This is a genomic window from Bradyrhizobium nitroreducens (assembly GCF_002776695.1).
GTDB lineage: Bacteria > Pseudomonadota > Alphaproteobacteria > Rhizobiales > Xanthobacteraceae > Bradyrhizobium > Bradyrhizobium nitroreducens.
This window is the reverse complement of the sequence record NZ_LFJC01000013.1, coordinates 1-1204: the sequence shown is the minus strand read 5'-3', so window position 1 is coordinate 1204 and position 1204 is coordinate 1. Positions and strand designations below refer to the sequence as shown.

Annotated in this window: 1 protein-coding gene; it reads right to left on the bottom strand. The window is 60.1% G+C overall.

What is annotated here, in order from left to right; all coding sequences use genetic code 11:
• Positions 1–7: 7 nt before the first annotated feature.
• Positions 8–1111, bottom strand: coding sequence for an ISAs1 family transposase (locus TSA1_RS38685; RefSeq protein WP_100175217.1), 1104 nt, complete (start codon positions 1109–1111; stop codon positions 8–10).
• Between the last annotated feature and the right edge of the window lie 93 nt (positions 1112–1204).

The window sequence follows — 1204 nt, the reverse complement described above, 5'->3', positions numbered from 1 at the left end:
GGCAGGGCTATCGCATGTGACCGATAAGGCTGAGAAGGAATTCGTCTTCCCAGCCTGCTCGTTTGACCTTCTGTCGCATGGAGATGCGGGCGGGGTGGGCTCGAATGAGATTGATTGCAGCTCGCCGCAAGATCGCGAAGTTCTCGGGGCCGTTGTTTTTTCTGGTTCGGCAAGCGTCTTCGCCAAAGACGACATCGAGCACCCAGTGCAACTGATTCTCGATGCTCCAATGGCCTCGGACGACCTGCAACAATCGTCTTGCGGGCAGGTATTTGGACAACAAGTAATATCGCACGGACGGCTTGCCGGCGGGTTTGCCATGCAGTCGTCGGCGCGAAGTGATGCGAGCCACGGCCGCCACTCCGGGAAAGCGGTTTGTCGTACCCAGACTGATGTTGCGCATGACGGTGGCGCGCCGGGATTCGCATCGATCGTGCGTGCTCGGCTCGCGTCGTTGAGCCACGCTGCGCTTGCCCGAGCGGGCAAAGCAGCGCTCGACCTCCGCGAACAGTTTGCTTTGATTTTCCTTGAGAGCCAGCACGTAGTGGGCGCCACGCTCGAGCACCTTCTTGGCGAAGGGACGATTGCAATGCAGGGCGTCGGCAGTGACGATGCAGCCTTCGAGCGAAAGCATTTGCAGCACATCCAGGGCACCTTGGGCCTCGTTGCGGCCTGGCGCCTTGCATGCAGCCAGGGCCATGCGGGCTTCGGTCGCAAAGACATTGACCATGTGCAGTGGCGTGGCGCTGCGACCGCGTTCGTAGGCTCCTCGAACAGCTTTGCCATCGACTGCCACCACGCCGGTGAGCTTGATCCCGTTGGCCTCTGCGAATGCTGCCATAAAGCTTCGGAAGGCTTGTTCGAAAGCCCCCGGATCGAGCGCGTTGAAGACCCGGCTGAACGTATCGTGACTGGGGATTCCGTGCTCCAACCGAAGGAATTGCCGCAACAGCTTTTCCTTGGACGACGCGAACACCTCCATATCCGTCGCGCCCTGTCCTCCGCACAACACCGTTGCCAGCGCGATGACGATGAGATCCAGCAGGTCGTGCAGTGCGTTGGGTGCACGCGGATCGGGCAACGTACTGAAGATACTGCGAATCTTGCGCATAGGACCCCCACGCCGAATCGGGAGTCCTCTTCAGAATCCATATCGCTGGACCGCGCAATACCACCCTCAAAACCACATGCGATTCCCCTGCCC

Bases quoted from the DNA above. Each gene is read 5' to 3' on its own strand.
- TSA1_RS38685 (WP_100175217.1), bottom strand. From the start codon at position 1,111: ATGCGCAAGATTCGCAGTATCTTCAGTACGTTGCCCGATCCGCGTGCA.